The following is a 25,606-nucleotide window of genomic DNA, read 5'->3' on the forward strand; positions in this document are numbered from 1 at the left end:
AATATTGTCCGCCTCAAAGTATTTTACATATCGATCTTGTTCGGGTGGTCGTTCTTTTTACGATGACATCTTCACCTTTTTACTTGTTGTCGTCCAAAGGCCTCGGCTTGGGCTTTGAACAAGGTCATTGTATGCTAAGACATTTAAATCGCGCTGCACAGTTCGAGGAGTGATGCCAAATTCTTCTACAAGCTCTTGAGTAGAAACCGTACCGTTATTGCTAATGAACATATAAACGGATTTAATACGGGTTAACATGCGATTTGTTGAAGGTTTCAAAAAATCACTCCTTATTCTTTTCATTGTTATTTTGAACAAATGAAAACAACCGATATGTCGGACAGCATTCCAGCTGTCACTATGTACTTGCTATACCCACCCTATAACTCCTCGGAAACATTAGAAAAAATAAGATGTCATTAGCTTCATTCTACCCCTTTGCAAAAGCAAATTCTAGGAAAAGATACTAATTGACTAAATATTACATTTATTATATCAAATTTTAACAAAATTATTCTCATTGCCTATACAAATTTAATAAAGAGCTGTTCCATTTGTTCATGCTCATATTTTGCCAATAAAGAATGCTTACTATGCACACAATACAAACGTTGACTTTTAAAGCATATGCATTATTTTACTTGAAACGATCTTTAAATCGTAATTATTACGCTTTATGTATTGATGGAGGAATTGCTTGATGGCTTGCCGTTACGATGTCATAATGAGGTATCGGGCAGTATAGAATTTTCATACATATCCAAGAGGATTTAAATATAAACCAATTCGAGGTAGAGCCATATGAACGATAGATTAATGGAGTTTTTATTGCGCGACGAAGTAACCAGACTTTCTGGCGTCAAAAAACAAGTGTATGAATTCATCGTGAACGAAGAAGATTATCTTGCATCGAAGGCGGACACGGTCGATCAATTCATGAGATTGCTGGTAAAGCATTCCCCGCCCAGGCTCGCAGCCCGTCATTTCAATATGCCCTATGGGGAAATCATCCGTTTCATGAATGAAATAGAAGATGAACTGAATGAGAGATTAGAGGAAAGATGCAAGAAAGTGAAGTGGATGGACTACACGGAAAAGGACCAGCAGGCATTTGAGGAATATCATAGGAAGTTATATCTCTTCGTAAATTAATCAATTGGATCATGAAAATGCCCCGGAATGAAAGGGCAGTTCAGACTGTAGTCAAACTCGAAGAAAATCGAATTTGTCTACATTTTTTTTAGGGGTTTGTACAATTTGAACGTTGATTTCCACTCCAGGCACTCGCTTTCCGCGGGCGTTCCGGGAGCCTCCTCGGCGCACTTGCGCCTGTGGGGTCTCCCTTGGACTCGCTATTCCCGCAGGAGTCTCGCACCTTCCGTTCCAAACAACTTTGTTTTAACATTAGATGAAACCTCTTTTGTCGACAATAGGAATGTGCCATGATACACCTTACATACTGTAGATAAACCCGATAATAATGGAATTGCCTTCAGTTTTTTTATGGCTTGTACAAAGTAGACGTTGATTGGAACGTAGGGCACTCGCTTTCCGCGGGCGGTCCGCCCTCGGCGCACTTGCACCTGTGGGGTCTCCCTTTGACTCGCTATTCCCGCAGGAGTCTCACACACCCGCTCCAAACAACTTTGTAATAACTTTAGATAGAACCCTTTTGTATACAAACTGAAATGCCCCGGAATGAAAGGGCATTTTTTTTATTTGTCATGGGAATCCAGGACAATCATTATTTGAAATGGACCATAAGAGCAAGAATGAGGACGATTTAGAGCTGGGGTGATTGTTAGAATAGGGACAAATGAATTTTAGGAGCATCTATAATGACTAATATTAAGGAATTCAATGAATTACACTTTTCGAAGGACCTGTTGATATTGGGGAATGCCTGGGATCTAATATCGGCCTTGATTCTCGAGAAATCAGGATTCAAGGCGATTGGAACGACAAGCTGGGGAATTGCCAACTCCCTGGGGTATTCTGATGGCGAATTGATGATTTTGAAAGACATTTAGGTATCATTAAACTAATTGCGGATAATGTGAAAATTCCCGTCACCGCGGACATTGAAGCAGGCTATGGTGAAACCGCAGACAAGATTGTCGATAATGTGTTAAGGACGGCAGACGCCGGTGTAGCCGGGATCAATATTGAGGATTCACTAAAAAAACAAAAAGGTCTTAGAGATATATATCAACACTGCAGCCTGCTATTAAAAATAAGGGAAGCGTTGGATTATAATGGGTATGAAGGTTTTTACATCAATGCCAGAACAGATACTTATTTTCAAAAAGAAAATCCTTTCCCGGAAACGGCAGAGCGGGCAAAGGCGTATGTGGAAAGTGGTGCCAGCGGAATATTCATCCCTGGATTAACGAAACATGATGAAATAAAAGAAATCACTTTGAATATAGGTGCTCCCCTTAATGTATTATCTTTGCCTGGATTGCCGAATGGTAAGGAGCTTGAAGAATTAGGCGTAAAACGCCTCAGTTTCGGGAATGCCCTGTTCGATAAAGCCATTGAATTGTTAGAACGGGATACAGCACGAATAGTAGAGCTAAGTGACACCTCACATTTATATCGGAAGTAAAACCTGAAAGGATGCGGAGTATAATGGCTGTTGCTATAAATCTTTCTTTTGAAGAAATGTGGGAGAAAATCATTGCTTGCGACCCTAAATATGACGGATTATTCTTTACCGCAGTAAAGACAACTAAAATATACTGCCGCCCTTCATGCAGGTCAAGGAAGCCGAAAAAAATAAATGTGAAATTCTATCATGACATCGATGAAGTCGAAAAGGCCGGTTTCCGTGCTTGCAAAAGATGCCAACCGGAAGTTGATGATTCCCCGAAGATGGGACTTGTAAGAGATATCATCGCTTTCTTGGTCAATCAGTATAATCAAAAAGTGGAATTAAAGGATATTGCCAATCATGTCGGTGTAAGTTCCTATTATCTGGAGCGGCTATTCAAAAAGGAAACATTAGAAACTCCCCGTTCCTATTTGGAAAAAATCAGAGTGGATAAAGCTTCATACCTTCTAACAAGCACAAGTCGAACGAATCTTGAGATTTGCCTTGAAGTCGGTTTCCAAAGCCCTTCAAACTTTTATAAAGTATTTCGCCGTTTGAAAAATTGTACTCCAAGTGAATATCGCAACATGAGTCTTAAGAATCGAGTGTAAGCCACATATACAGAAATGGAGGTCCTTATATGAGTGAATTATATAAACTAGATTATGAATCACCGATAGGAGTTATCGAGATATCAGGAACGAATGATGCCATCAGTTCCATAATGTTCTCTGAAAGGGATATAAAGATAAATATTATGCAAGAGCACACGCCTCAGGTTTTGGCGGAGTGCTTTAGTCAGCTTGATGAGTATTTCAAAGGTGAACGCAGGGAATTTACATTTCCTTATACACTTGAAGGGACCATCTTCCAAAAAAACGTGTGGAACGCATTAACGGGAATCCTGTACGCTAACACGGGTTCCTATAAAGACATCGCTGTTTCAATCGGTAATGAAAAAGCCATTAGGGCAGTAGGGAGCGCTAACGGCAGAAATAAGCTAAGCATCGTGATTCCTTGTCATCGAATAATAGGTTCAAATGGGAAATTAACTGGTTATGCGGGTGGTTTGTGGAGAAAGGAATGGCTCCTTCAGCATGAAAGGAATTTTAATTGAGGTACTAGGCTCAACTTTATGGGAATCGCCCGGGCCACTCTCCATTGACGGAGGACACAGTTTTTTATTTAGGAATGGTCTCATCCCGATGATTTAGTGAGGGTTTTTTTACCACATTTTTCAAACAAAACTTGGTTATCTTTCACGTATTTTTACTGTTTTATAGGATGAAAACTCTCTGGATTGAAGAAATTTGCGACACTCCTGCCGAAAAACTGGCTAGCCGAGACCCCACAGACGCTTGCGTCGAGGAGGCTTGGCAGACAGTCGGCGGAAAGGGAGCGGATTTCTGAAATCAGCTGCAACTGGAACCTAAAAACGGAAACTATACTACTGTATAGTATTCCGTTTTTTTCTTTCTTTTAAGAAAGAATCAAATGTGTGCCGGTCTCTTTAAACGAAGAGATGAAATCTTTAGGCAGATGATTGTCAGTAATGATGTAATCGATTTTATCCAGTGACGATATCCCGATGGTCACGTCTTTCCCGAACTTGGAGCTGTCAGCGGCAACATAGACTTCTTGGGATAAATCAATGATTTTTTTTCGTGTGTTCGCTTCTTCTAAATTATAGTCGGATATCCCTTTTTCAACGGTTATGCCGCTCGCACAAATGAATGCTTTTGAAATATTCAATTCACTGAAGTTGAATAAATAATCAAATGCAACGATGGATTGTTCATTTCTCCTGACTTTCCCGCCTATGATCAATATCTCGATATCGCTATGAATGAGCTCATTTACAACAGGGATCGAACTGGTTATTACGGTCAGTTTCTTTTTCTGTTTTATATATTTAGCGATTTGATAGGTTGTCGAACCACTATCGATATAAATGCAATCCCCATCGTCGATATACTCACTGCATTTTTGGGCGATGGATTCTTTTTCTTCTAATTGACTGAACATCCGTTCATCTATCGTCGATTCTCCAAACCTCGATTGAACCAGCTTAACGCCGCCATAGATCTTTTCAATTTTTCCTTGCCTTGTAAGAAGGTTTATATCCCTTCTGATGGTTTCGATGGAAACTTGCATTTCTTCAGTAAGTTCGGCAATCTTCATCACTTTCCTAATCGTTAATAACTCGATGATCTTCTTTTGCCTTTCAAGAGGAAGCATAAGTTACACCCGCCTATTCTTCATATCTATCTTCCTGATATTCAGTTTAAGTGTACTGTTTACTACAAACATATTCAACATATAAATGATAAAAATATCATTAGTTGGTCAAAAGTTAGTATAAATTTAGTAAAAATATGTTCAATGTTTACAGAGTATTTACAAAAATCCCAACTTCGGTTTACAAAGGGCTTTTATACTAAGGGTGTATTAAAGGAGGTGAACGGTTTGCTAAAACTACAAAATATTAGCAAGCAATTCGATGGAAAATCAGTTTTGGATCATATAAATCTTGAAATTAAACCGGGGGAGATCGTTTCACTATTAGGACCAAGTGGAAGCGGCAAAACTACTTTATTACATATAATTTTGGGCTTGACGGGTATCAATCATGGAAAAATCATTTTCAATGATACCGATTTGAGTAACGTGCCCATGAAAGACCGAGGATTTAATATCGTTTTCCAGGATTACGCTCTTTTCCCGCATTTGAATGCCTATGAAAATATCGTTTATGGATTGAGGAACAGGAAGGGATCCGTTTCCAAGGAAGAGCTTCAGGAATACATCGATTTCCTGGAATTAACGCCGCATTTGAAAAAAGGGATCAGCGAATTATCAGGGGGTCAGAAACAAAGGGTTTCGATCGCAAGGACACTTGTAATGAAGCCGAAAATTCTATTGCTTGATGAGCCGCTGAGTGCTTTGGATGGTGTGATCAAGGAATCGATAAAGGAACGAATCAAATCCATTGCCCGCGAATTTAAGCTGACGACCATCATAGTGACACATGACCCGGAAGAGGCTTTGACGATGTCGGATAAGATTTTGATCATTAATCAAGGGAATATTTCTCAATTTGGATCGCCGCAAGAAATCATCAATCAGCCAGCCAATGATTTTGTTAAGGAATTCATTCTTAAACAGCTGGAGATCAAGAGAGAAAATATTTATAACTTATTCGGTGAAAAGTATGCCTGATGTAAAACCGGCAATGAGAGTCATTTATATACCTATCTTACTGCTATTTGCCGCTTTTCTTTTCTTGCCGCTTGGCATGTTGTTCGTCCGTTCTTTTGAAACGGCAGATGGAATCAATCTCTCGAATTATCTAACAGTCCTTTCCAATGCAGAGCTGATGAAGTCATTTGGAAACAGCGTGAAAATCTCAGGACTCACAGCCGTCATTACAACTGTTTTAGCCTTTTTCCTGGCCTATTCCATCCATTGCACCCGATTATATAGGCCATTAAAAAGTGTAATTAAAACCGGGATCCTTATTCCGATGCTGCTTCCGACAATCACATTCGGGTTTGCCATCATCTACTCTTTCGGCAATCAAGGAATCATAACGAAGATTTTTGGAAGGAATCTCTTCGATATATATGGATTTAATGGATTATTGATAGGTTATGTAATCTATACATTGCCATCAGCTTTTCTTCTCATTAATAATTCCTTCAAGTACATGGATAAAAAGTTCATCATCGTTTCGAAATTAATGGGTGACGGAACGATAAGAAGTTTCTTGAATACGATCATACGGCCATTGTCAGGAACTTTAGGTGGAGCTTTTGTACTTTCCTTCATCTTGAGCTTCACCGACTTTGGGATACCGGCTTCGGTCGGCGGGACCTACTCCGTCGTTGCGACGCAACTGTATCAAGTCATGCTGGGTTCAATCCCTGATTTCAATAATGGCGCAGTGATTGCCATTCTCATGCTCATTCCGGTAGTGTTCAGTGTTTTCCTATTAAACTATCTCGAAAAACTTAATTTTCATTATGACAAGTTCAGCGATATTGAATTATCGCAGCACAAAGGTAGGGATATCTGTTTTGGAGGTATTTCGCTGCTGGTCTTAATAGGAATGTTTTCTGTATTTGCAGTCATGTTCATTGCACCATTTTTAACTAGTTTCCCTTACGATCTCTCGTTCACCTTAAAGCATTTTATCGACACATTCCAATCGAGCGATTTAACGGCAGTCTATAAAAACTCCTTATTCGTTGCCTTGATGACGGCCGTACTGGGAACGTTCGTCGCCTTTAGCTCGGCGGTCTTGAATGTCAGGACGCCCCTTAAAGGGAAATCATCAATGGATGTCATTTCGATGTTGACGAATACAGTACCGGGAATGGTGTTGGGCTTATCGTATTTGCTGCTGTTCAACGGCAGCAGCTGGAAGGGGACCTTTGCCATCATCATTCTATGTAACATGGTCCACTTCTTTACGACACCCTATTTAATGGCGAAGAACTCTTTATCCAAAATGAACCCTGCTTGGGAAACCACCGGGAATTTATTGGGGGATAGCTGGATCAGGACAATCTATCGTGTCATCTTGCCTAACTCGGCATCTACGGTGATCGAGATGTTCAGCTACTATTTCATCAATAGTATGGTGACGATCAGCGGAATCATCTTTTTGGTCACGGCCCAAACCACATTAGTGGCCAGCAAAATTAAAGAGCTTCAGCATTTTGCCAAATTCAATGAAATATTCATTCTGTCTTTACTTATCTTTTTTACAAACCTAATCGTGAAGCTGCTTTGTGATCATTATCAAAAAAGACAATTCAAACATTAATGAGGGGGATATTATGTCTAAAACGTTGAAGATAGCCTTACTTTCTTTAGTTGCTTTAAGTTTGGTATTTGTATTGGTGGGCCGTAACAGCGGCAAAGCGGATGAGGAAAAGGTGGTCATTTATACAAATGGCGATGAAGAAGCCACTGCAGCAATGGAGACTTCCCTGAAAGATGCCGGATACGAAGGGAAATATGTCCTTCAATCATTAGGCACTTCTGAATTAGGAGGGAAACTGCTGGCAGAAGGAGATGATATCGAGGCTGATGTCGTGACGATGAGTTCCTATTTCATCGAGAGCGCACAGGATCAGCACTCCATGTTCAAGGACCTGTCATTCAGTACAAAAGCCTTGGAAAAAAAACCAGCCTATTATACACCGATTTTGGCAAATACCGGTTCCATTTTTGTGAATACGGAAGTGCTTAAACAAATAGGCCTGCCGATGCCTACCTCGATTAAGGATTTAACTAAGCCGGAATATAAAGGGTTCGTTTCAATTCCTAATATCCTGGACTCTTCAACAGGGTGGCTGTTAGTTCAAGCAATAATCAGTCAATACGGTGACGCAGAGGGCAAAAAGGTTCTCCATGATTTAATAGCAAATAGCGGTCCGCATCTTGAGAGCTCAGGTTCAGGTCCAATCAATAAAGTGCAAGCAGGGGAAGTGGCTGCCGGTTTTGGTTTACGCTATCAAGCCGTGATGGCTAAAGAGTCGGGTTTACCGATCAAATTCGTCGATCCGGCTGAGGGGAATTTCTCTTACACGGAATCCGTTGCTGTCGTGAATAAAGATAATGAAGCTAAAACAAATTTAGCGATGAAAATGGCAGAAACGATCAGTAAAGATGCTAGAGAAGAACTGCTGAAACATTACCCGGTCGCACTTTATGAAGGTGAAAAGGTAACGGAAAAGAATAAACCGGCCCACCCTATGAAATTCAAGCAGCCCCTAACGGTTGAATTATTGAAACAGCATCAAGAGTTCTTTAAATCAGCACAATGATGAATACAGTGAGGAGTGAAGAAAATGAATACCTATAAACTATTGACGCCTGGACCGCTGACCACTACAAGTACGGTGAAACAGGAAATGCTTGTTGACCGCTGCACGTGGGAAAATGATTATAAAGAAATCACACAAAAAATCAGATCCCAGCTTCTTGAACTGGCATGTGCTGCAAACGGAGAATATACGGCTGTACTTATGCAGGGAAGCGGCTCGTTTGTTGTAGAATCTGTGCTGACGACTGCACTTTCAAAATCCGATAAAGTGCTGATCATTACGAATGGCGCATATGGAAAACGGATTGTGAAAATGGCGGAGTGCCTCGGTCTGAATCATGTGGAGTATGGCGTTGAGTACAATGAATATCCAAAGGAAGCTGAAATCCGGAACATTTTACTGGCTGATCGTGACATCACACATATAGCGATGGTTCATTGTGAAACGACGACAGGGATTTTAAATCCGATAGAGGTGGTTTCGAAGATATCAAACGAACTAGGGAAATCCTTGATCATTGATGCGATGAGCAGCTTTGGCGGAGTGGAGATGAATGTGCCTGAACTCGGAATTGATTATTTGATCAGCAGTGCAAATAAATGCATTCAAGGAATCCCCGGTTTTGGTTTTGTCATAGCAAAGCGCGAGAAATTGTTGGCTTGTGAAGGCAATGCCCGCAGTTTGTCCTTGGATTTATATGATCAGTGGAAAGAGATGGACAAGGATGGGAAATGGCGTTTCACTTCTCCAACACATGTAGTGGCCGCATTTGCTAAAGCGTTGGAAGAATTAACGGAAGAAGGCGGCATCCCAGCTAGATTCTCCCGCTATAAGAATAATAATGACAGGCTGAGGGAGCTGATGGGGAAATTGGGCATCCATGCATACATCTCACCTGATAAACAATCGCCTATCATTACAACTTTTCTTTTTCCAACTGAAACATTTGATTTTGGGGACTTCTACAATTTCATCAAAAAGAGGGGCTATGTAATTTACCCCGGAAAGCTGACTGACATAGATACATTCCGGATCGGCAATATTGGCGAAATCCATGAAGAAGATATCGAGGAACTAGGCAGGATCGTAGAAAAATATATGAAAGTGGTGACAGTATGAATAAGGTAGAAGGAATCATTTTGGATTGGGCTGGAACAGCAGTGGATTTTGGATGTTTTGCACCAGTGAATGTTTTTGTGGATATTTTTAAGAATGCTGGACTGGACGTGACGATGGAGGAAGCCAGAGCTCCGATGGGCATGCTGAAAATCGACCATATTCGTGCGATGCTGACCATGCCAAGGATATCTTTGTTATGGGAGGAGCAATACGGAAGGCCATTCAATGAGGAAGACGTTGAAAAACTATATGCTGAATTCGAACCGGCGCTGATGATGTCATTGGCGGATTATACAGGTCCCATTCCAGGGGTTATCGAGACAGTGGAAGCATTAAGGAATCGCGGCCTGAAGATTGGGTCGACAACGGGATATACAGATACAATGATGGAGGTCGTCACAGCAAATGCTTTGAAAAAAGGGTATGGGCCCGATTTCCATGTAACCCCGGATGCAACCCATTCGATTGGAAGGCCATACCCTTACATGATCTATCGGAATATGGAAAAATTGAAATTAGCGGCATCATGGAAGGTAGTGAAGGTAGGCGATACCATTTCCGACATGCAAGAGGGAGTGAATGCTGGGGTATGGACGGTCGGAGTCATTGTCGGAAGCTCTGAGATGGGATTGAGTTTAGATGAGTATACAAGTTTGCCAGAAAGAGATAAACAAGATCTCATCTCTAAAACGGCAGATATCTTTTTGAAAAACGGGGCAGACTTCACCATCAAAACGATGGAGGAACTACCTGAACTCATAGATCATATCAATCTTCTTATATCGGACGGGAAAAGACCTCGTTCAAACTAGCATTCAGTGCGAAGAAAGTGCAGCGTCTTTCATCCTTGAGTAGGGATGAAGGATGGCTGCACTTTTTCACTTTTGGACTGGTTATTACCTCTATTCTCTTTATTCTTTTTACAATGTGAGGATAGACTTACGACATCAATCTTTTCATTAGATAACCATTCGATAGATTAATCCAGTAATGACCTGTAGTTCTCATACCGACAATAGTTTGTGTCTAAACCGTTTTTCATCTTGGCTGTGTTCACATACTTTGTTGCTATTTACCAGGTAGTGAGTTGTGGTTGATTTCCCCTCCAGATGCTCGCTTTCCTTGGTGCGGGCGGTGAGCCTCCTCGGCGTAAACGCCTGTGGGGTCTCACCTGTCCCGCTGCTCCCGCAGGAGTCTCGCACTTCCGCTCCAATCAACCTTAAATAGTTTCGTTTTAAAAACAACAATCTTTACGAAAAGAGCCTTCATCTTTTTTATAAACAGCGTGACTTTATTTTAAATCTACACTATAATTTTCTTCGATTTTCAATACTGGCGGCTGTTTTTTAAGTCCTTTTGTCAATACAAGTAAATAAATGAAGCCTATTATTAACCAACTTACTCCAAGTACTTTTGAGTGCGCATCAAGATTCACAAGAAGTAAAATATCAAGAGAAGCTCCAATAATAGGAATAAATAAATATAAGACAGTTCCTTTTACCGAACGTTCTCTATTTCTAATATAATAATGAGCAATTACGGAAATATTAACACAAGTGTACGCTAGAAAAGCCCCGAAATTAATAAATGATGCTACAAGATCTAAACTTAAAAATAAAGCAAGCAAAGAGACAAAACTAATGATCAGTATATTATTTACGGGTGTTTTATATCTCGGATGCAGGCTGCCAAAGAACTTTTTAGGAAACTGTCCATCTCGCCCCATCGTATAGAGGACTCGTGATGCACTTGCCTGGGACGACATGGCACTACCCAATACAGCTAATGCATAAAGCGCAAGATATACTGAGTACATAGTCTTTCCACCAACAAGTTTAATAATTTCGTAGGCAGCTGAATCAGGATTATTAAATGTGTTATACTCTGGCCATACAAGATACGAGAAATATGAAACACTTGTAAAAATTAAACCACCACCAAGAGTAATTAAAATAACAGCTCGGGGAATTGTTTTCTTAGGGTTCACTGTCTCTTCCGCAAACGCTGTAACTGATTCGAACCCAAGGAAACAAAAGCATAATAATGCTGCTCCAGCTATTGTATAAGAAAAGGGTTCTTTCGAATTATAGAATGGCTCAAGAGATAAAAGAGTTGCCGTGCTTTCTCCCATAAGAATTTCCTTAATAGAAAAACCTATAAAGATAACGATAAAAAGAAAAGCAAAAATCGTTATGAATGCGTTTACATTTGTGGCAATCTTCAATCCTTTAATATTAATAAAAGTGACGAGGATCAGCATACCTAAAATCCAGATGTAACTTGGAATTGTTGGAAAGGCTGCTGAGAAAAAAATACCAAATACTAAATAATTCACCATGGGCATAAATAAATAATCCATTAAGATCACCCATCCGACAAGAAATCCAACAGAGGGATTGAGCGACTTTTGCGTATAAACATATGCAGAACCTGAAGATGGAAACGCAATTGCCATTTTCCCATAACTGTAGGCAGTAAACATCATTACCACTAGAGCAACTATCATCGCTCCCGGAACCGTACCGTGGGAAATATTGGCCGCAATACCATACGTAGTAAAAGCTGTGGTTAACCCCATAAATGAAAAACCAAACAATACAACTGGAATGAGTGTCAGTGTTCTATCCGTTTTACTTAAATTTGACATGTAAAATACTCTCCTCTTTTACCTGATTTAACTTTTTACAAGAAATAGGATCAATATTATTACATCTTTTTTAATAGGTGATTTCTAGAAATCATAAAAAAGTCAGAAAGATGCTAGGGAGCCTACTTTGAATTATCCATGAATTTGTTGTCTTGTTTCTCCATTCCTCGTAAGGAATTCCGTCTGTAGAATAACAAAGATAATTCCTGCAAAAATCTTCTCGCCTGCATCTTTACTGACTCCTGGAATTTCTTTAGTAGCGACTTGTTCAACACTGATTTCTAATCAATCGAAATGAAACGTAGAATATGAGATGACTCTATGGCCGCTTTATTATTTTGACAATAGTAACTCCGTTTTTATATCTGTATAAGGCATGTTATGATTGATCCCAACTTCGTGATGAACAATTTCACCGTTCAAAGTGCTGATACAATTTCTTACTATTACATCATTTTCTACAACCTCTTTCAAACCATTATTCGCAATGTTCATAATATATGGGCCGGTTGTCATCAGCATCATGTTTGTCGAGGTTTGTGGACATAGAGCCGGCATATTCGGGACACAGTAATGTAGGACTTCTTGTTCGTAGTAAACTGGATCCTCTAAAGTCGTATAACGTGAGGTTTCAATTATACCCGTTCCTGCAATATCAATAATAATAGAATTAGGTTTCATCTTACTGACCATCCCTCGTGTAATGAGAGGCTCGGTTACCCCTGGCATCGGATAAATTGTATTAATTAAAACATCACTTTGAATAAGTTCTTCAAACATCATATCTTTATCCCAACCCAAAATGTCCACCTGTGGCAACTGATTGTTCAAATAATCAATGCGTTTCATTGATGCTTCCATGATTGTTACATTCAATCCAAGACCCACAGCAACTTGAGCAGTATTGAGTCCAGCATTGCCACCACCAAGTATGAGTACATTGCTCGACGGTAAACCGGCCAGTTTCCGGAGAAGTATACCTTTTCCGCCATAACCATATTGAGCATATTTGACTGCTTCAAGCATTGCTAATGTTCCTGCAATTTCACTCATTGGTTTAATCGTAGGTCTTGTCCCGTCAGGTAAAACGATTAATTCCATTGATAATGAAATTGCTTTTTTATCTAGTAATGCCTGTGTCATTTCATGATTCACATCTTCCGCCAAATGAAACCATGCCATTATCATTTGATCTTCTTTAAGAAGGCCGTATTCATAGGGTTGAAGTTCCTTCACTTTAACAACAAATTCTGCCTTCTCATAAATTTCGTCAATCGTGTTTACTATTTTTGCTCCAGCCAAAACATATTTCTCATCACAAAAACCACTAGCTTCACCTGCCATGCTTTGTATTAGTACTTCATGACCGTAAGCTGTTAATTTTTTTACCCATGTTGGATTTAATCCCACTCTAGTCTCTGCAGTTTTTAATTCTTTAGGAACTCCTACTATCATTGTTCATTCTCCTTTTTAATTGCATTTAATTTATTGAACATTCTAAAATCTTACAGGGAAATGATAACCCTTTCATTAGACACGAGGTTAAATTTATATTAGTTTTTTTTTAACCAAGCACTTTTGGTTCTCTTGAACCTTTAGGAATATAGCATTGGGGAAAAATTATAATTTTTCCATTGTTATCTATTGGTCATTTTAAGTTTCAGTACTGCACACATATAACTGATGAAATATGGTGAGAATTATGATAGATTATCAGGTTGATTAAGGTTTTCAACAAAGCACGTAAAAGAACGCATTACTTGGGGTTAAACAGAGATAGAGTACCATATTTTATGGGCTTAGACTTTCTAGTATAGTTATAATAAGATGATACAGCTAACCATTATAAAATGAGGAGGTACATATGCTTACAGTACAAGATGTTCTTAAGCGCTCACTCTTTTCAAAGACGGAGGTAGTTGCGGGGGCAAACGGGTTGCACCGTCAAGTCAAATGGACACATGTCCTTGAAATTCCGTTTTTTGATGATACCATCTTTCAGGGAGGGGAACTGATACTCTCCACCGGATTTGGGTTTGAATGGAGAGACTCCTCTAATACTTCATTTTTGTTAAATCTTATTGAACGCAACGCTTCATGTTTATGTATAGAACTTGGACACCACTTCGAAAAGGTCCCTAAAGAAATGATCGAGATGGCAAATGAGTATAACTTTCCAATTATTATTTTCAAAGAATTCATAAATTTCGTCGAAATAGCACAGGATCTACATTCGTTTATCATTAATGCTCATCATGAGAAGTTGGTTACATTAGATTCGATTTCAAGAAAGTTCCATTCATTGTCACTCACTACTCATGGGTTATCAAATATTTTAAAATTGTTGCAACAGAAGACAGAAGCACCAATAATCTATCTGCCTATAGAAGGAACACCTTTTTCGATTCCAGGATTGAAAAATGAATTTATGGAAAAACTGCTTCACACGATTTATGAGGATAAAGAACACTGGCATGACCGAATTACAAATGATTCGCCCGTTGAATGGAAGGCATTAAACCATACCATTCTTCTCCAACCGATCGGAGCAATGGATCAAATCTGGGCGTACCTTGTTATGGTTTTAGATCGTGAATCGGATGAATTTGATTTCCTGATCCTTGATCGTGCTTCTCTAGCAATCTCACAAGACTTATTGCGCAAACATTATTTGGATGAAAAACGATTACGTTTAGAATCTACATGGCTAAATGATTTACTTAATAGACGCATCAATAATGAGGAACAGGCAAGAGGATTTATTTCTTTAAAATCGAAGCGCGCTTCTATACATTATCGAATGGCGATAGTTGATATCGAAGATGTTTTTCATCCGTCTTCATTAGGTTTATCGGATGAAGAAAATGAATCCGCTATTTATCATTATTCTTTAAAAATTCGGTCTGGGTTCGCAAAATATTCTTTTACACCCTATATCACATCAGTAAGAAATCAGATTATTGTATTAGCTATTGATCTTGGAACTGCCGATTCTTCTAAGGCACGCTTCTTGAAAGTGATCAATGCGTTGCTATATGTTAAAGAAGGTGAATCTTGCCAAATCCGTATAGGCGTTGGGCGACAATACCAGTTACTTTTGGATGCTCATACTGGTTATCGAGAAGCGCAGTTAGCTTTAAATTATCGTACGTTTTCGACAAGTGCCTTTTACGAAGACCTTGGCATCTTTCGATTGATACAATTAATTCAGCATGATCAAGATACAGCACATTTTATTGAAGACTATCTCTCTCCTTTAATATCCTATGATAAGGAATATGGAACGGAATTGCTTCTGACTTTAGCAAAATACTTTGAGCTTGATCGCTCAAAGAAGCTTACTGCTCAAAAATTACATGTTGTAAGACAAACACTCTATCATCGGCTGGAAAAGATAAAAAAGATTCTTGATTTTGATTTTGATAATCCTGAGCACAGATTAAACGTTGAAATGGCTTTGAAAGCATATCAACTCATAAAGCAAGTGGGAGTACCGACGAAGTAGTTATCAACCGCCAACCATATTACACTACAGAAATAAATCTAATACGCAATTTTGAGATAACGGCTGCTGTGATATGTTTAAACGCATAAAGATACTTACATGTAGGAGTATTTCGTAGCAGTCATAATAATGTAAAGACAGAGGATAAAAATAATTTAGGAATAATATTCATCAATGTCCCACCAGAACTTCATTTTCTACCTGATTTTTCATTCTAATGGTAATACTCTATTTACCATCCATGAGTACTTAATGAATGGTAAGTTTTCGTGATTGGAAATAAAAAACTCTGTTGATTTTTAAAATGAACAGAGTTTTTTAATAAATCCATATTGTAAAAAGTGAGAAAAGAGTGTACGATTAAATGAGAATGATAATCAATCACACTTGGTTACCGGGGAGTGGACGTAGATGGAACAGCTGGATTTATTTGATGTAACGGTTATTGGGGGAGGGCCAGCAGGCCTTTACTCCACTTTTTATAGCGGACTTAGAGAAATGAAAGTTAAACTGATTGAATACCAGCCACGGCTGGGCGGGAAAATTCATGTCTATCCAGAGAAGATGATTTGGGATGTTGGAGGTCTGACACCGACTACTGGGGAAAAATTAATTGAGCAGCTAGTGGAGCAAGGTTTAACATTCAATCCAACAGTCGTCCTGAATGAGAAAGTGGAATCAATCACACGTAATGAAGAAGGCATCTTCGTTTTACATACGGCTTCAGGTCAAGTGCACTTTTCCAAGACGATCATTGTCGCGGTTGGGGGCGGAATCCTGAATCCACAAAAGTTGGAAATAGACGGGGCAGAAAGGTTTGAAGTCTCCAATTTAAACTATACTGTCAAGTCTTTCAATCGTTTCAAGGATAAGACGGTGATCATTTCAGGCGGCGGGAATTCTGCCATAGACTGGGCAAATGAATTAGAGCCCATCGCCAAAAAGGTGTACCTGACATACAGGAAAGATAGTTTAGCAGGACATGAATCACAAGCAAGACAATTGATGGAAAGCTCTGCTATTTGTTTCTTGAATACGACGATTACAAAATTGATCGCCTGCGATGATCATCAATCAATTGAACATGTTGAACTGACGAATCACGCAACGGGAGAAGTTTCTTACTTGCCGATCGATGAAGTCATCATCAATCATGGTTATGAGCGTGATACATCGCTGCTTCAAAATAGTAAAGTCGATATTGCCATTGCCGACAACTATTATATTGAAGGTACTCCTGCAAGTGAATCCTCGATGGATGGAATATACGCAGCCGGTGATATCCTTAAGCATGAAGGTAAATTGAACCTGATAGCAGGCACTTTTCAAGATGCTGCAAATGCCGTAAACAAGGCAAAGCAATTTATCCAGCCTGATGCTCACGGTGTGGGGATGGTTTCTTCCCATAATGAAATCTTTAAAAAGCGCAACAGGGAATTGATCAAGGAAATGATGAAACCGGCTGGGGTACTTTAAAGGGAGCGGATTTCTGAAAGCAGCTTGAACTTCATTGAAGGTTTGTACAATTTGAACGTTGATTTCTACTCCAGGCACTCGCTTTCCGCGGGGGTCCGCCCTCGGCGCTCTTTGCGCCTGCGGGATCTCCCTTGGACACGCTTTTCCCGCAGGAGTCTCGTACCCACCGTTCCAATCAACTGGAATGTTTTTTTAGAAAAATTTTAGGCGAACTGACTTTTCTCCGGATTTTTCTACAGTATAAAAGCTCCAAGGCATCATTGGCCCTGGAGCTTTTAGTATCTTCGAAATTATAGAGATTCTTTAATGACCTTCTTGTAATGAAATACGGATAGGATTCCGAAGATCGAATACAATGCCGTGTATAATGCCATGACGATGATCATCGGTGTCCAAACTTCGGTCCCGAACAAGAACCAACCTGATTGGACTGCAAAATAACTGTGAAGCAGTCCGACGACTAAAGGAATACCGAAATTGAAAACTTGTTTTGCTTGGATTCCTCTTAGTAAGTCACCACGCGTGAATCCTAGTTTTCTTAAAATCGTATAATTGGATTTTTCCCCTTCACTTTCATCCATTTGCTTGAAATACAGGATGCAGCCGGAGGTAATGAGGAAGGTTAATCCCAAGAAGCCGACGATGAACATGATAAGGCCCATATTCTTCTTCTGGGTGTTGAACATTTCCAATTGGGAATCATTCACATGTTCTTCTTTGAAACTCATCCTTTTGAATAGATCATTCGCTTTTTCAAGTTCAGCTTCATCCTTCACATCAATGCCGATATTAACGGATGATACTTTTTGGATTTTCGGGTCGATATCCTTTTTCAAACGGTCGAATATCGTTTGGTCTACAATCGCAACGGGCAATCCGCCACTCGTGAAGTAATAGGACAGGAAGGTATCATCATTCAAACCTATATATGTTTGCGGAATTACTTCATTCTTGCCCTTCAGTTCAATCTTTCCGGAATCCTTCAAGGATATGACCTTCTCCATCATACTACTGTATCCGCTGAAAAGGGTCTCATCTTCAGCTAGGTTGATTCCTTTAACCGATTCATCACTGATGACGGGAACGGTCATGATGTCCGAATCGAAGTTCACTCCTTCGAGGCTCGTTTCCATTATTTCCTTTACATTGACATCCACCTGAATGACGTCAATCACCTTTGCGTCATAATCAATTTTACTGTCTGATAAAGCCTCTTTGAATTTATCCGCATCTCCCATATCCGTCATCGAAAAATCGGTAGGGATACTGCTTTGTGCCATTTTCTCCGCTGAGTAGTAGGAGATATAGCTTAATGATAATAAACCGATTGCCAAAGCGGAAACGGTCGTGATGATCGTCAATAATATCGCATTTGATTTCATCCGGAACATAATGGATGAAAGGGACAATACTTCATTGATGTTCAAATAGCCATTTTTCTTTTTACGGACGATATTAAAGATGAAGCTTACGGATCCTTTATAGAATAGGTAGGTACCGATGATGACGGTTGCCAGAATGACGATCATGGCCATGAAAAGCTCGGTCATCTGTGTAAATGCTCCATCGAATAATTTGGATGAAATGACATAGCCAGCAATGATCAGGGCGATCCCGAATATCCCGATGATCATTTCGACCATAGAAACTTTTTTCACTTTTCCTTCCGTCATGGAAGTCACTCTAAATAATGATAGAATGGTTTGCTTTTTAATGAAGGCATAATTCATCAACATGATTAAAAGATAGATGGCGCTAAAAACGAGCAAGGTTTGCACTAGCGGCAGAAAAGAAAAGTTAAGAGTCGCGATTGCCTGGACACCCATTATTTTAAATAGGATCATGATGATCAATTTTGAAGCGGCAAACCCTACAAAGATTCCCAGGAATACGGAACAGAAATAAAGGATCAGGTTTTCCACACTCAGGATACGGAATATCCTGTTCTTCGTCATGCCTATCAATTGGAATAAGCCAATTTCTTTACTGCGTCTTTTAATGAAAATGCTATTGGCATATAAAAGGAATATGGAAACTATTGCAACAAGCAGGATCGATGCTGCCTTGATGGAGGCGGCCCCTTTCACCGTACCCTCCGCTTCATCCAGCGCTGGGTCATATTGCAAGGTGACGAAAGCAAAGTACAGGGAAGCGCTGAAGACCAGGGCAAACACATACAGATAATAGTTCTTCAGATTCTTCTTCAAATTTCGCAAGATGAGTTGATTAATGCTCATTTTGAACCCCTCCCAATACACCTTGTGTTTTCATGATGTCCTTGAAGAAGGTTTGTCTGGATTGTTCACCTTTATTCAATTGGGTATAGATTTGTCCGTCTTTAATGAAAATGACTCGGCTGCAATAACTGGCGGCCACGGGATCATGGGTTACCATGATGATGGTCGCTTTGTGCTTTTTATTCATTTCGCTCAGTTTGTTCAGTAAATCGGAAGCTGATTTGGAGTCAAGCGCCCCAGTCGGTTCATCCGCAAAAATGATGCTTGGATCATGGATGAAAGCCCGCGCTGCAGACGTACGCTGTTTTTGACCACCAGAAATTTCATTTGGGTATTTATCCTTCACTTCATATATGCCCAGTTCCTTCGCCACGCTATCAAACTTTTGTGCCGCTTCATTATTGGGCGTTTTTGTAATGGATAAGGGCAAGAGGATATTTTCTTTGACAGTCAATGTGTCCAATAGGTTATATTCCTGGAAAATGAAGCCCAAGTGGTTCTTACGGAATTCGGCCAAATTCTTTTCTTTCATCCCTGAAATCTCTTTACCATCGATCGTAATGGTGCCGTTGCTGATTTTATCGATCGAGGAAAGGACATTCAGCAAAGTCGTTTTTCCTGAACCGGAAGCACCCATGATACTTACGAATTCACCTTTTTGTATGCTTATATCAAGACCCTTTAATACTTCTTGTTTATTGAATTTATTACCATAGCTTTTATGGATTTTTTTCGCTTCTAATATATTCATTTGGATACACTCCTTTTTTTCTATATCCTCATTATAAAAGGCCATGTATTTCTTTTCCTTCGTTTGGACGAACAAAGAATAAAAGCATGTGACACTTTTGTCACATGCTTGTGATATTCACGAAATCATTTCTTTTTGGGAAGGTCAAGGTAACGGTCGTCCCGGTTCCAAGCTCTGATTTCACATCAATGGAGATGAATAGGGACTCGGCCGCATTCTTGGTTAAATATAGACCCATGCCGGTTGCCGCACTGTCACGATGATTTGTCGTGGATGTAAATCCTTTATCAAATATGCGGGATATATCCTTTGGGTCAATGCCCCGTCCGGAATCCTGCACTTCCAGAACCGTTTGTCCGGCTCGCTCATGGCTATATATCATGATATCTGAGTTTTCACTATATTTAATGGAGTTGGTCAAGAGCTGCCTCATGATGAAGGCCAGCCACTTGGCATCACTAAGCACTTCGGATACGTCCAATTGTATCTCGAAGCCGATTCCTTTTTGAATGCACCATGACCGCAGGGTTTTAATCTCATCAAAGATTATTGTTTCCAAATCGGTTTTCTCTATATACAAATCATTTTCGATGAAAGGCATGCGCCTTTGATGGAGCTGCTGATCAAGAAGAAGATGAATGCGCAGCCACTCATAAGTCAAGTGTGATTTCAGCAATCCATCATCCAAGCGGTCAATCATTAAATGCATCGCCGTCAATGGTGTCTTCACTTCATGAATCCAAGATAATAATTCATCCTTCTCCTGCTCTAAAGTCATTTGACCGATTGCTGCGGATTTCTTCAATAATTCGGTTTGGTTAAAGATGCTGTTTTCTATGATTTTTTCGAAAGGGCTCTCTGGTTCGGCAATATTCGTTATATCCAGGTTGTCTTCCCGTGCTTCTAAACTTTTATAAAAGTAGGTTTCCTTTTTATAGCGGAAAATCAAAAACATACTGAACATGAGCAATGATAAAAAAACAATATACAGTATGGGCCTTAACGGAATGGCCGAATCAAGATAGGCGACAAAGATAATGAATAGATGAAGAAGTATGTAGAATGTGATCCAGCTGAACCTTTCCACGAGATATTTTCCGATCATGCATTTGCCACTTCCACGGCGATATAGCCCTGTCCGACCTTCGTTTCGATAAAATGCCCTAGACCCAGTTCATCCAACCTCTTTCGTAAACGGTTCACATTCACTGTAAGGGTGTTATCGCTTATGAAACGTTTGTCATCCCATAAGCTGTTGATCAATTCCTCGCGGCTTACGATCTTGTTTTTCTGTTCAATTAGCTTTTTCAAGATGAAAATTTCATTTTTCGTCAATTCGATTGTGCCCGTCTCGGCCGAAACCGTGTTCTTCTCGTAATCCACGGTGGCGCCGCACCACGTTTTCAATTCGATCTTTTCCGTATTGTAATTATAGACACGGCGAAGGGTGGCCTGTATCTTCGCGATGAGTACATCGAAATGAAAAGGCTTCTGGATAAAATCATCAGCTCCAAGCTGCATGGACATCACCATGTCCGTAGGATGATCACGTGATGATAAAAAGATGATGGGAACATTGGAATGGGCCCGGATCATTCTGCACCAATGAAATCCGTCAAACTTCGGCAACTGGATATCAATGATGACCAAATCAGGTTTTATGTCCGTGAATTCCTGAACCACTTTACTAAAATCGCCGATTCCGTAAATATCATAAGACCATTGCGCCAATCTATCTTTAATTTCATTGAATAACGTTGTATCATCTTCTATCAATAGAAGTTTAAACAAAGGGTTCACCGCACTTTCCAGCTTTTTCTTAAAAGTATATAGTAAAACCTTTATAGGTTCTAGAGGAAGGGAGGGACAAGGGAGGTAATAAACTACTGGTTGTGTGTAAACCATTATTATATTAAAATTGGCATAATGAATGGAGGAAGTGAATTTATGCCTGATTTTCCTAATTGCCCTGCATGTGATTCAGAATATACATACGAAGACGGCAGTCTTTTAGTTTGCCCGGAATGCGCCCATGAATGGACAGTGGAAGCGGAAACGGAAAATGGTGATCAAAAGAAGGTTATCAAAGATGCTAATGGAAATGCCTTGAACGACGGTGATACCGTTACGGTAATCAAGGACCTTAAAGTGAAAGGGAGCTCATCCTTCTTAAAAATGGGCACTAAAGTCAAAAGCATCCGTCTAGTTGATGGAGATCATGATATTGATTGTAAGATAGATGGTTTTGGTGCAATGAAATTAAAATCCCAATTTGTTAAAAAGGTGTAATGATAAAAAACGGCCTAATCCATTGATTAGGCCGTTTTTTTAGATTACTTCTTAATAAACTTTGTCACCGTTAAAGATTGAATTCTTAACGACCACATAATCCACATTCCGGATGGCTTCCAACTTGGTACCGCCTGCATATGAAATGGATGACTGAAGGTCTTGTTCCATTTCCTTCAACGTATCTTCCAAAGATCCTTTGTGCTCGACAAACATCTTTTTGCCTTCAACGTTTTTCTTTTCACCTTTTTGGAATTCCGAAGCTGAACCAAAGTATTCTTTAAAGGCCTTTCCATCTTTCTCGATCGTTTGACCTGGAGATTCTTCATGTCCGGCAAATAGTGAACCGATCATGACCATTGAAGCTCCAAATCTAACTGATTTGGCAATATCACCGTTCGTGCGAATGCCGCCGTCAGCGATGATTGGCTTGCTTGCCGCTTTTGCACACCAGCGAAGTGCAGCTAATTGCCAGCCGCCCGTTCCAAATCCAGTCTTGATTTTAGTGATGCATACTTTCCCTGGTCCAATGCCCACCTTTGTAGCATCCGCACCGGCATGTTCCAATTCACGTACCGCTTCAGGAGTTCCCACATTTCCTGCAATGACAAAACTTTCAGGTAAATGTTTTTTAATATGCTGTATCATTTTTATCACGGCATTGGAATGTCCGTGCGCTATATCTATCGTAATGTATTCAGGCACAATGTTGTCATTCGATAATTGTTCGATGAATCCGTATTCTTCTTCTTTAACGCCGACACTGATGGAAGCAATCAATTCTTTTGAATGCATGTCTTTAATGAAGGTCAGTCGTTTTTCTGGCTCAAAACGATGCATTACATAAAAGTAACCGTTTTCAGCCAAGTAAATGGCAATCTTTTCATCAATGATCGTTTGCATATTGGCAGGTACTACAGGTAACTTGAATGTATGTTTACCTAAAGTAACGGATGTATCACACTCAGAACGGCTATTTACTACACATTTTGCAGGAATTAATTGAATATCTTCATAATCAAACACGTTTTCCATGTTATGCACCTCTATATACGAATATTTTTGTCTTTTTTAATAAAAATTGTTCGCCCATTAGGTAATGTACATCATTTTTGACAGTAAGTCAAAAATTTTATTGGTTTTGTTCTGATTTTATTTCAACTTAATGGGAAATCCGTAACAGGGTAGGGAGCTGAAAAGGACGAATGAACATGTTACTTTGGAACGTTGATTTCCACTTCAGGCACTCGCTTTCCGCGGGCGGGCGGGAGCCTCCTCGGCGCGCCTGCGGGGTCTCCCATGCCGCGCTTTTCCCGCAGGAGTCTCGTACCTTCCGTTCCAATCAACTTTGTTTTTATTTAGATAGAACCCTTTTGTCTACAAAGTGCGTTTGTAAAATGGGAACGTTGATTTCCACTTCAGGCACTCGCTTTCCGCGGGCGGGCGGGAGCCTCCTCGGCGCGCCTGCGGGGTCTCCCCTGGACACGTTTTTCCCGCAGGAGTCTCGTACCTTCCGTTCCAATCAACTTTTTGTAAAAAGATAGGTCTTCTTTGTCTACAAACTAGCTAATAATTGTTTGCCGACAGCTTTTTTGTGGTTTGTAATATGGAACGTTGATTTCCACTCCAGGCACTCGCTTTCCGCGGGCGGGCGGGAGCCTCCTCGGCACGCCTGCGGGGTCTCCCATGCCACGCTTTTCCCGCAGAGTCCCGCACCTTCCGTTCCAATCAACTTAAAAAAATGCTGGCTCGTCTTATTCCGAACCCTATTTAAGACTAGTTTATCTTTCATGTTTTTTCTCCTGTACTCCTTAATGGATGGAAGAAATATGCGACACTCCTGCCGAATAACTGGCTAGCCAAGACACCAAAGGCGCTTGCTTTGATGAGGCTTGGCATACAGTCGGCGGAAAGGGAGCGGGTTTCTGAAATCAACTGGAAGTTTTTTTGTCTGCAGCTTGAAATACTTAAGTATTTTCACCAATCAGGACGACTTTTACACCTTTACGTTTTTTTACATCATCTTAACGTTGACCGACATGGCACTAAGTTAAAATGAAAATGGGTAACGAATAAGAATGGGGGATTGGCATGAAGGTTGAATTACATTGTCATACGAACGTTTCAGATGGTTCCAGTTCTTTTGAAGAACTATTGGAGGTTGCAAAAAGGGAGAGAATTGGCCATTTAGCGATTACGAATCACGATACAACAATGAGATTGCAAGAGATGGCGGAACGGGGTAAGGAAATAGGTATTGAAATCATCCCTGGTATCGAAGTTTCCGGTTATGACTTTGCAAGAGGAAGGCGTGTACATATTTTGGGCTATTTTGTCGAGCCTGGTCATAAGGCCCTTGAGGATTTATGTAATCCACTGATTGAAAAGAGGAATGCAGCTTCTGAAAAAATGGTGGAACGGCTGATTCATGCAGGATATCGAATTACTTGGGATCAGGTATCTAAATTCAGGGGAGGAACCGGTGTTTATAAACAACATATTATGCTGGCGCTTCGGGAATCGGGGTATACGGATTCTATCTATGGAGATTTGTATAAGAAAATCTTCAGCCGCGGCCAAAATGGGGAAGAGCCGGGCATTGCCTTTATTCCTATGGAGTATGTTGATGCCATACTGGCTGTGAAGGCGATTCGTGCTGCCGGAGGCGTCCCGGTCCTTGCTCACCCTGGACAATACGGGAGCTTCGAAATTATCCCTGATCTTGTAAAAGCAGGGCTTGAAGGGATTGAAGTTCTTAACCCGCATCATGGTCATGCAGAAGAGGAAAGAGCGATTTCATATGCAGATCAATATAATCTCATTAAAACAGGAGGTTCCGATTTTCATGGGGATTATGGGGAAAAGCCGATTCGGCTTGGCAGTATGAGCCCTGGAACGGAATGTGTGAATGCTTTGAAAGTAAGGAAAAAAAGCATGGCCATTAATGATGTGGTATTGAAAAATATCGATCTATGAAACCAGGAATTTTCTGTGAAAGCGGCATGCTTACATGCTGGATTGGGAATTTGAAAGACTGAACATACAGGGTCTTGTATGGAAAAAGATCGATAAAATAAGTGCTTCCTTGCGATCTGGTAATTTTTACAAGAAAATCATGATAGCTTCATATTTTCTCATTACACTGACAGTAACAA

Annotated in this window: 21 protein-coding genes and 1 pseudogene; 13 read left to right on the forward strand and 9 right to left on the reverse strand. The window is 40.1% G+C overall.

Annotation, left to right across the window (positions count from 1 at the left end):
- Positions 1-57 precede the first annotated feature (57 nt).
- Positions 58-279 carry a DeoR family transcriptional regulator gene (locus AC3WLU_RS02955; RefSeq protein WP_034309346.1) on the reverse strand — a complete coding sequence of 74 codons (222 nt, stop codon included), beginning with the start codon at positions 277-279 and terminating at the stop codon, positions 58-60.
- Between the two features lie 522 nt (positions 280-801).
- Here AC3WLU_RS02955 and AC3WLU_RS02960 point away from each other — a divergent pair.
- From AC3WLU_RS02960 to AC3WLU_RS02975, 4 genes and pseudogenes are all read left to right on the forward strand, one after another.
- Entirely contained in the window at positions 802-1,152 is a 351-nt protein-coding gene (locus AC3WLU_RS02960) for a hypothetical protein (protein WP_034309343.1), read from the forward strand.
- Between the two features lie 686 nt (positions 1,153-1,838).
- Positions 1,839-2,608 (forward strand): annotated as a pseudogene (locus AC3WLU_RS02965) (isocitrate lyase/PEP mutase family protein).
- A 23-nt stretch (positions 2,609-2,631) separates the two neighbouring features.
- Positions 2,632-3,204 carry a bifunctional transcriptional activator/DNA repair enzyme AdaA gene (locus AC3WLU_RS02970; RefSeq protein ID WP_098186008.1) on the forward strand — a complete coding sequence of 191 codons (573 nt, stop codon included), beginning with the start codon at positions 2,632-2,634 and terminating at the stop codon, positions 3,202-3,204.
- Between the two features lie 29 nt (positions 3,205-3,233).
- On the forward strand, positions 3,234-3,710 hold the full coding sequence (locus AC3WLU_RS02975; RefSeq protein WP_492596783.1) for a methylated-DNA--[protein]-cysteine S-methyltransferase: 477 nt from the start codon (positions 3,234-3,236) through the stop codon (positions 3,708-3,710).
- Between the two features lie 362 nt (positions 3,711-4,072).
- Here AC3WLU_RS02975 and AC3WLU_RS02980 read toward each other — a convergent pair whose 3' ends face one another.
- Entirely contained in the window at positions 4,073-4,831 is a 759-nt protein-coding gene (locus AC3WLU_RS02980) for a DeoR/GlpR family DNA-binding transcription regulator (protein WP_278089302.1), read from the reverse strand.
- Between the two features lie 228 nt (positions 4,832-5,059).
- Between AC3WLU_RS02980 and AC3WLU_RS02985 the strand changes: the two genes are divergently transcribed.
- From AC3WLU_RS02985 to phnX, 5 genes are read left to right on the forward strand one after another with little or no spacing between them, the layout of a single operon-like run.
- A complete protein-coding gene (locus AC3WLU_RS02985) occupies positions 5,060-5,812 on the forward strand; it encodes an ABC transporter ATP-binding protein (RefSeq protein ID WP_492596784.1) in 753 nt (250 codons plus the stop codon).
- The gene (locus tag AC3WLU_RS02990; RefSeq protein WP_492596785.1) at positions 5,805-7,421 is read left to right on the forward strand and encodes an ABC transporter permease subunit; all 1,617 of its coding nucleotides are present in this window, start codon (positions 5,805-5,807) and stop codon (positions 7,419-7,421) included. The genes AC3WLU_RS02985 and AC3WLU_RS02990 overlap by 8 nt, the downstream gene beginning before the upstream one ends.
- Before the next feature lie 13 nt (positions 7,422-7,434).
- Positions 7,435-8,427, forward strand: a complete 993-nt coding sequence (locus AC3WLU_RS02995; RefSeq protein ID WP_413005150.1) for an extracellular solute-binding protein — start codon at positions 7,435-7,437, stop codon at positions 8,425-8,427.
- Positions 8,428-8,451: 24 nt separating this feature from the next.
- The gene (phnW, locus tag AC3WLU_RS03000; protein WP_413005152.1) at positions 8,452-9,546 is read left to right on the forward strand and encodes a 2-aminoethylphosphonate--pyruvate transaminase; all 1,095 of its coding nucleotides are present in this window, start codon (positions 8,452-8,454) and stop codon (positions 9,544-9,546) included.
- Positions 9,543-10,358 (forward strand): phosphonoacetaldehyde hydrolase, encoded by an 816-nt coding sequence (phnX, locus tag AC3WLU_RS03005; protein ID WP_413005154.1) that lies wholly within the window; start codon positions 9,543-9,545, stop codon positions 10,356-10,358. The genes phnW and phnX overlap by 4 nt, the downstream gene beginning before the upstream one ends.
- A 479-nt stretch (positions 10,359-10,837) precedes the next feature.
- Here phnX and AC3WLU_RS03010 read toward each other — a convergent pair whose 3' ends face one another.
- Positions 10,838-12,193: an APC family permease gene (locus AC3WLU_RS03010; RefSeq protein ID WP_098937068.1), complete on the reverse strand. Its 1,356-nt coding sequence runs from the start codon at positions 12,191-12,193 to the stop codon at positions 10,838-10,840.
- A 333-nt stretch (positions 12,194-12,526) separates the two neighbouring features.
- Complete coding sequence (locus AC3WLU_RS03015; RefSeq protein ID WP_098186000.1) at positions 12,527-13,648, reverse strand: alanine dehydrogenase; 1,122 nt, start codon at positions 13,646-13,648, stop codon at positions 12,527-12,529.
- A gap of 409 nt (positions 13,649-14,057) precedes the next feature.
- On the opposite strand from AC3WLU_RS03015, the gene AC3WLU_RS03020 reads away from it, so the two are divergent.
- Both AC3WLU_RS03020 and AC3WLU_RS03025 read left to right on the forward strand, forming a co-directional pair.
- On the forward strand, positions 14,058-15,698 hold the full coding sequence (locus AC3WLU_RS03020) for a PucR family transcriptional regulator (RefSeq protein WP_492596786.1): 1,641 nt from the start codon (positions 14,058-14,060) through the stop codon (positions 15,696-15,698).
- Positions 15,699-16,109: 411 nt separating this feature from the next.
- Entirely contained in the window at positions 16,110-17,174 is a 1,065-nt protein-coding gene (locus AC3WLU_RS03025; protein ID WP_492596787.1) for an NAD(P)/FAD-dependent oxidoreductase, read from the forward strand.
- A gap of 290 nt (positions 17,175-17,464) precedes the next feature.
- Here the strand turns inward: AC3WLU_RS03025 and AC3WLU_RS03030 are convergent, their stop codons facing one another.
- The 4 genes from AC3WLU_RS03030 to AC3WLU_RS03045 form a co-directional block, all read right to left on the reverse strand.
- A complete protein-coding gene (locus AC3WLU_RS03030; RefSeq protein ID WP_063575444.1) occupies positions 17,465-19,411 on the reverse strand; it encodes an FtsX-like permease family protein in 1,947 nt (648 codons plus the stop codon).
- Entirely contained in the window at positions 19,401-20,162 is a 762-nt protein-coding gene (locus AC3WLU_RS03035) for an ABC transporter ATP-binding protein (RefSeq protein ID WP_063577649.1), read from the reverse strand. The genes AC3WLU_RS03030 and AC3WLU_RS03035 overlap by 11 nt, the downstream gene beginning before the upstream one ends.
- Before the next feature lie 100 nt (positions 20,163-20,262).
- Positions 20,263-21,267 carry a sensor histidine kinase gene (locus AC3WLU_RS03040; RefSeq protein WP_278089309.1) on the reverse strand — a complete coding sequence of 335 codons (1,005 nt, stop codon included), beginning with the start codon at positions 21,265-21,267 and terminating at the stop codon, positions 20,263-20,265.
- Positions 21,264-21,953, reverse strand: a complete 690-nt coding sequence (locus AC3WLU_RS03045; RefSeq protein ID WP_057276763.1) for a response regulator transcription factor — start codon at positions 21,951-21,953, stop codon at positions 21,264-21,266. The genes AC3WLU_RS03040 and AC3WLU_RS03045 overlap by 4 nt, the downstream gene beginning before the upstream one ends.
- Positions 21,954-22,109: 156 nt before the next feature.
- Here AC3WLU_RS03045 and AC3WLU_RS03050 point away from each other — a divergent pair, with 156 nt between their 5' ends.
- Positions 22,110-22,451, forward strand: coding sequence for a zinc ribbon domain-containing protein YjdM (locus AC3WLU_RS03050; RefSeq protein WP_492596788.1), 342 nt, complete (start codon positions 22,110-22,112; stop codon positions 22,449-22,451).
- Positions 22,452-22,502: 51 nt separating this feature from the next.
- On the opposite strand, the gene guaC is transcribed toward AC3WLU_RS03050, so the two are convergent.
- Positions 22,503-23,486 carry a GMP reductase gene (gene guaC / locus AC3WLU_RS03055; RefSeq protein ID WP_095679189.1) on the reverse strand — a complete coding sequence of 328 codons (984 nt, stop codon included), beginning with the start codon at positions 23,484-23,486 and terminating at the stop codon, positions 22,503-22,505.
- Between the two features lie 1,056 nt (positions 23,487-24,542).
- On the opposite strand from guaC, the gene AC3WLU_RS03060 reads away from it, so the two are divergent.
- Positions 24,543-25,427 (forward strand): PHP domain-containing protein, encoded by an 885-nt coding sequence (locus AC3WLU_RS03060; protein WP_492596789.1) that lies wholly within the window; start codon positions 24,543-24,545, stop codon positions 25,425-25,427.
- Positions 25,428-25,606: the final 179 nt, after the last annotated feature.

Source organism: Peribacillus sp. FW305-BF15 (genome assembly GCF_058783805.1).

What these genes read in the sequence shown, in the direction of transcription:
- AC3WLU_RS03060 (WP_492596789.1), top strand. Translation starts at nt 24,543, where the DNA reads ATGAAGGTTGAATTACATTGTCATACGAACGTTTCAGATGGTTCCAGT.
- AC3WLU_RS02970 (WP_098186008.1), top strand. Translation starts at nt 2,632, where the DNA reads ATGGCTGTTGCTATAAATCTTTCTTTTGAAGAAATGTGGGAGAAAATC.
- AC3WLU_RS03040 (WP_278089309.1), bottom strand. Translation starts at nt 21,267, where the DNA reads ATGATCGGAAAATATCTCGTGGAAAGGTTCAGCTGGATCACATTCTAC.
- AC3WLU_RS03020 (WP_492596786.1), top strand. Translation starts at nt 14,058, where the DNA reads ATGCTTACAGTACAAGATGTTCTTAAGCGCTCACTCTTTTCAAAGACG.
- AC3WLU_RS02975 (WP_492596783.1), top strand. Translation starts at nt 3,234, where the DNA reads ATGAGTGAATTATATAAACTAGATTATGAATCACCGATAGGAGTTATC.
- AC3WLU_RS03015 (WP_098186000.1), bottom strand. Translation starts at nt 13,648, where the DNA reads ATGATAGTAGGAGTTCCTAAAGAATTAAAAACTGCAGAGACTAGAGTG.
- phnX (WP_413005154.1), top strand. Translation starts at nt 9,543, where the DNA reads ATGAATAAGGTAGAAGGAATCATTTTGGATTGGGCTGGAACAGCAGTG.
- AC3WLU_RS02980 (WP_278089302.1), bottom strand. Translation starts at nt 4,831, where the DNA reads ATGCTTCCTCTTGAAAGGCAAAAGAAGATCATCGAGTTATTAACGATT.
- AC3WLU_RS03030 (WP_063575444.1), bottom strand. Translation starts at nt 19,411, where the DNA reads ATGAGCATTAATCAACTCATCTTGCGAAATTTGAAGAAGAATCTGAAG.
- AC3WLU_RS03035 (WP_063577649.1), bottom strand. Translation starts at nt 20,162, where the DNA reads ATGAATATATTAGAAGCGAAAAAAATCCATAAAAGCTATGGTAATAAA.
- AC3WLU_RS02995 (WP_413005150.1), top strand. Translation starts at nt 7,435, where the DNA reads ATGTCTAAAACGTTGAAGATAGCCTTACTTTCTTTAGTTGCTTTAAGT.
- AC3WLU_RS03050 (WP_492596788.1), top strand. Translation starts at nt 22,110, where the DNA reads ATGCCTGATTTTCCTAATTGCCCTGCATGTGATTCAGAATATACATAC.
- AC3WLU_RS02960 (WP_034309343.1), top strand. Translation starts at nt 802, where the DNA reads ATGAACGATAGATTAATGGAGTTTTTATTGCGCGACGAAGTAACCAGA.
- AC3WLU_RS03010 (WP_098937068.1), bottom strand. Translation starts at nt 12,193, where the DNA reads ATGTCAAATTTAAGTAAAACGGATAGAACACTGACACTCATTCCAGTT.
- AC3WLU_RS02990 (WP_492596785.1), top strand. Translation starts at nt 5,805, where the DNA reads ATGCCTGATGTAAAACCGGCAATGAGAGTCATTTATATACCTATCTTA.
- phnW (WP_413005152.1), top strand. Translation starts at nt 8,452, where the DNA reads ATGAATACCTATAAACTATTGACGCCTGGACCGCTGACCACTACAAGT.
- guaC (WP_095679189.1), bottom strand. Translation starts at nt 23,486, where the DNA reads ATGGAAAACGTGTTTGATTATGAAGATATTCAATTAATTCCTGCAAAA.
- AC3WLU_RS03025 (WP_492596787.1), top strand. Translation starts at nt 16,110, where the DNA reads ATGGAACAGCTGGATTTATTTGATGTAACGGTTATTGGGGGAGGGCCA.